At 69.4% G+C, this 3,510-nt stretch carries 6 protein-coding genes and 1 tRNA gene; 2 read left to right on the top strand and 5 right to left on the bottom strand.

The genetic code is table 11. From position 1 onward, the window contains the following. Together AS93_RS0117545 and AS93_RS0117540 are read left to right on the top strand one after the other, a co-directional pair. On the top strand, positions 1 to 736 hold a 736-nt coding region (locus tag AS93_RS0117545), incomplete at its 5' end, for a SelB C-terminal domain-containing protein (RefSeq protein ID WP_027591800.1). Positions 737 to 749: 13 nt separating this feature from the next. After that, a tRNA-Sec gene (locus tag AS93_RS0117540) sits at positions 750 to 845 on the top strand. Positions 846 to 888: 43 nt separating this feature from the next. On the opposite strand, the gene AS93_RS0117535 is transcribed toward AS93_RS0117540, so the two are convergent. The 5 genes from AS93_RS0117535 to AS93_RS0117515 form a co-directional block, all read right to left on the bottom strand. Continuing rightward, positions 889 to 1,356 carry a glycine cleavage system protein H gene (locus AS93_RS0117535; RefSeq protein ID WP_027591799.1) on the bottom strand — a complete coding sequence of 156 codons (468 nt, stop codon included), beginning with the start codon at positions 1,354 to 1,356 and terminating at the stop codon, positions 889 to 891. After that, the gene (locus AS93_RS0117530; RefSeq protein WP_027591798.1) at positions 1,353 to 1,718 is read right to left on the bottom strand and encodes a DsrE family protein; all 366 of its coding nucleotides are present in this window, start codon (positions 1,716 to 1,718) and stop codon (positions 1,353 to 1,355) included. Before AS93_RS0117530 ends, AS93_RS0117535 begins: the two co-directional genes overlap by 4 nt. A 10-nt stretch (positions 1,719 to 1,728) precedes the next feature. Beyond that, on the bottom strand, positions 1,729 to 2,289 hold the full coding sequence (locus AS93_RS0117525) for a DUF4136 domain-containing protein (protein ID WP_027591797.1): 561 nt from the start codon (positions 2,287 to 2,289) through the stop codon (positions 1,729 to 1,731). Between the two features lie 34 nt (positions 2,290 to 2,323). Further along, entirely contained in the window at positions 2,324 to 2,911 is a 588-nt protein-coding gene (locus AS93_RS19755; RefSeq protein WP_051587533.1) for a DUF4136 domain-containing protein, read from the bottom strand. A gap of 24 nt (positions 2,912 to 2,935) precedes the next feature. Beyond that, positions 2,936 to 3,510, bottom strand: a 575-nt coding sequence (locus tag AS93_RS0117515) for a methyltransferase (protein ID WP_027591796.1), incomplete at its 5' end; no start/stop codon positions are given.

Genomic DNA, 3,510 nt, shown 5'->3' with positions numbered 1-3,510 from the left:
GCCCAATGGCCTGGAGCCGGCGATGTTGGAGCGGCAGTTCAACCGCCTGCCGGACAGCTGGCCGTTGCCCGCAGGAGTGCTGCGCATTGCCACCCGCGTGGGCCCGCGGTTGCTGCTGGCCGAGCGCTGGAAGCAACTGGGCGAGACGCTGGTCGCGGCCCTGCAGCGCTTTCATGAAGAGCAGCCGGACGAGCTGGGCCCGGACCGCGATCGCCTGCGTCGCTACGCGCTGCCGCAGCTGGAGCGCCCGCTGTTCATCGCCCGGCTGGAGGAGAGCCTGGCCGCTGGCGCGGTGGCCAGCAGCGGCCCCTGGCTGCATCGGCCCGACCACCAGGTGCGCCTGGGCGAGACGGAGGAAGCGCTCAAGGCGCGTATCTGGCCGCTGCTGGAAGCCGGCGGCTTCGACCCGCCCTGGGTGCGCGATCTGGCCCGGGAGACGGGCACGACCGAAGCGGACATGCGCCTGCTGCTGCGCAAGCTGGCGCGGCTGGGGCAGCTGCAGCAGGTGGTGCGCGATCTGTTCTACCCGGAAGCCACGCTGCGGCGCGCGGCCCACATCCTGTTGGCGCTCGAAACCGAGCAGGGCGCCGTGCGCGCCGCCGCCTTCCGCGACCGCATCGGCCTGGGCCGCAAGCGCAGCATCCAGCTGCTGGAGCATTTCGACCGCGTCGGCCTGACCCGCCGCTTCGGCAACGAACGCCGGGTGCGGCGTGACAGCGGGCTGGTGGGCAACTAGGGTTACCGAGCCTGGAAGGCAAGCGTGTCCGGTGGCGCGGCTGGACTTCAAATTCAGTTGGGGGCGGCAGCCGCTCCCGGGTAGGTTCGACTCCTACTGCCTTCCGCCATTGATCTCTGATCGCGGCCTGTAGGAGCGGATGCGCCGTCCCGCTACTTCTTCCACTTCAGCGCCTGCACCGCCGGGTTGTCCGGGTTGAAGCCATCCAGGCGCATCTGCGCCTCCAGCGCCGCGCGCGCCGCTTCGCCCTGGGGGAAGCGCTGGCGCTGCGCGGGCCAGTCCTCCGGGCGCAGGCGCACCAGCCAGCCGACGCCGTAGCAATCGCGATGGATCAGCGCCGGGCGCTGTTCCAGGGCCTCGTTGATCGCGCTCAGTTCTCCGCTCAGCGGGCTGCGCGAGGAGGTGGCCGCCTTGGCGAATTCCAGCACGCCGAAGCTGCGCCCTTCCTCGATGCGTGCGCCGAGGCGCTTGGGCGTGAAGGCGAAGATTTCGCCGTACAGGGCGCAGCCGTAGGCGTTCAGTCCGAGGGTCAGTTGTCCGTCCGCCTCCTCGCGCAGCCACAAGCCCAGCGCCGGGGCGTATTGGAAGTCGTCGGGGAACTCCAGTCCTTGGATATTCACAGGCTCAGTACCTTTTCCGTTTCGAGGATCAGCCGGGCCAGTTCACCGCCGCTGGAGATCTCGTCCAGCTCCTCGATGAGCAGCGCCGCGTCCAGCGCCACGCCCGGCTGGCGACACATCAGCAGACGCGCGCCGGCCTGCTTGGCCTGGCGGATGAAGTGCAGCACGCATTCACCATCGGCCATCGGGCGTACCGTTTTGGCCATTTCACGACGGGCCAGTTGCGTGGCCTCGCCGGTGAGGAACAGCGTGACCCGCGCATCCATGCAGGCCAGCAATGTGGCGATGTGGAAGGGGGCGGCGCAGCGGGCCGGGGTGCTCGGTCCGCTGGTGACCAGGATCAGTATGTCGCGACTGTCCATGTCGCCTCCGTCAGCGGGCGCGCGGCGGATACTGGCTGAGCACCCGCGCCGCCGTTTCGCGAATCAGCGTGGCGCGCTCGCTCGGGCTTTGCTGACCGCGCGACAGCACCTGCTCGTCACTGCCGCGCCACACCAGCCGGCCATCGCGCCCATCCAGCAGGTCGACCTGCAGGATGCCGACGCGATAGTCGTAGGTGTTGGTCTGGGCGTAGGACGGGCCGCCCCACCAGCCGCTCGGGTAGCCCATGAACATGCCGCCGTAGTAGGTGGTGTAGCTGTCCTGGCGACGCTCGACGCTGAACCAGGCCTGCACCTTCAGGTCGGCCTGGCCGCTGGTCGCCTGACGCAGGCCGCGTTGTTCCAGTTGCTGGCCGACGGCTTCGCGAATGCGCTGCTCGGTCAGGTCGCTCTTGATCACCGGATCGTCCGGACGGTAGCGCACCGCGGGCTCCTGCCAGCTCCAGCTGCGGTAGGCGGCGAAGTCGCGGGTGGGGTCGTAATCCAGCTCCATGGTGCTCTGGCAGGCGCCGAGCACCATAAGCAGCGGAATCAGCAAGAGGCGGTACGGCATGGCGGTAACCTCCGGTTCGGTGACGCCGGTCAGTCTACGGCGGAAAGCCGGACAGCGCTCTGCGCGCGGCCTGGTATAGCCTGGTTCGGTCGGCGCCATCGACGGGGGACTCGCCATGGCCACGCCAGACCGCCTTGCCGTCGTCACTGTCGCGCAGCTCCAGGTTCAAGACCAGTATGTTGCGCCGATAGGCGTAGACCCTGGGCATGGCGTTCCATCCGCCACCGAAGGCGCCGACGTGAGGTGCAAAACCCTGGCTGCCGCCGTAAGGCTCGACGACCTGTTGCAGGCGGCTGGTCTGGAACAGCTCGGCCCAGACCGTCAGGTCGGCGCTGGCGTCGTGGCGTTCACGCAGCCCGAGCCGTTCCAGCTCGGCGGTAACGGCGTCGCGGACCTGTGCGGCGCTGTAGTGGGCGCTGCCGGTCGGCTCCTGTTGCCATCGCCAGGTGCGGTAGGCAGCGTAATCACGCGGGGTCGCCGGGTAATACGCCCCGGGGGCGGGCTGGACGACATCCGGGCTGTCGGCGCCGGCTTGCGCCGGCCATGAGGTGGGAGAGGTGCTGCTGGTTGTCTGGCAGGCGACCAGCAGCGCATACAGGACCAGCAGGACTGAACGGGGCATACACGACTCCCGGGCCCCGCACGGTCATACAACGGGGCGACACATCCAGTGTAGATAGCGACCCAGCCCGGCGAAGGCCGGATGGCGACGATAGGTCAGCTCCATCTCCAGCAGGTCTTCGAGGGTGGCCTTGCCCTGGAACTCGGCGGGCATGTAGTCGTGGAACACGCGCACGCCGCTGCGCGTCTCGATGCGCCAGTGCGGTGCCAGCTGCGCCTCCAGCTCGCGCGGATCGAGGGGGCGCTGCGGGGTCAGGCTTTGCCCTTCGCCGGCGAACTGCTCCTTGCGCAGCTTGCGGAAGTGGCCCTTGAGCAGGTTGCGGTAGATCAGCGCGTCGCGGTTGTAGAACGCCAGGCTCAGCCAGCCGTCTTCGGCGGTCAGCTGGCGCAGCGGCGCAAGGATGGCGGCCGGCTCGGCCAGCCATTCCAGCACGGCGTGGCAGAGTACCAGGTCGTAGGGCTCGTGGGCCTGCGTCGCCAGCTCCTGCCAGGAGGCCTGGAGGAATTGCGCCGGCAGCTGGGCCGCCGCGAAGCGCTCGCGGGCGCCGTCGAGCATCGGCGCGGCCGGTTCGGCGAGGGTCACCGCGTGGCCCTGGCCGG

Source organism: Pseudomonas sp. RL, from assembly GCF_000647775.1.
Lineage (GTDB): Bacteria > Pseudomonadota > Gammaproteobacteria > Pseudomonadales > Pseudomonadaceae > Serpens > Serpens flexibilis.
The sequence above is the reverse complement of the archived record's forward strand: the minus strand, read 5'-3'. Positions and strand labels throughout refer to the sequence as shown.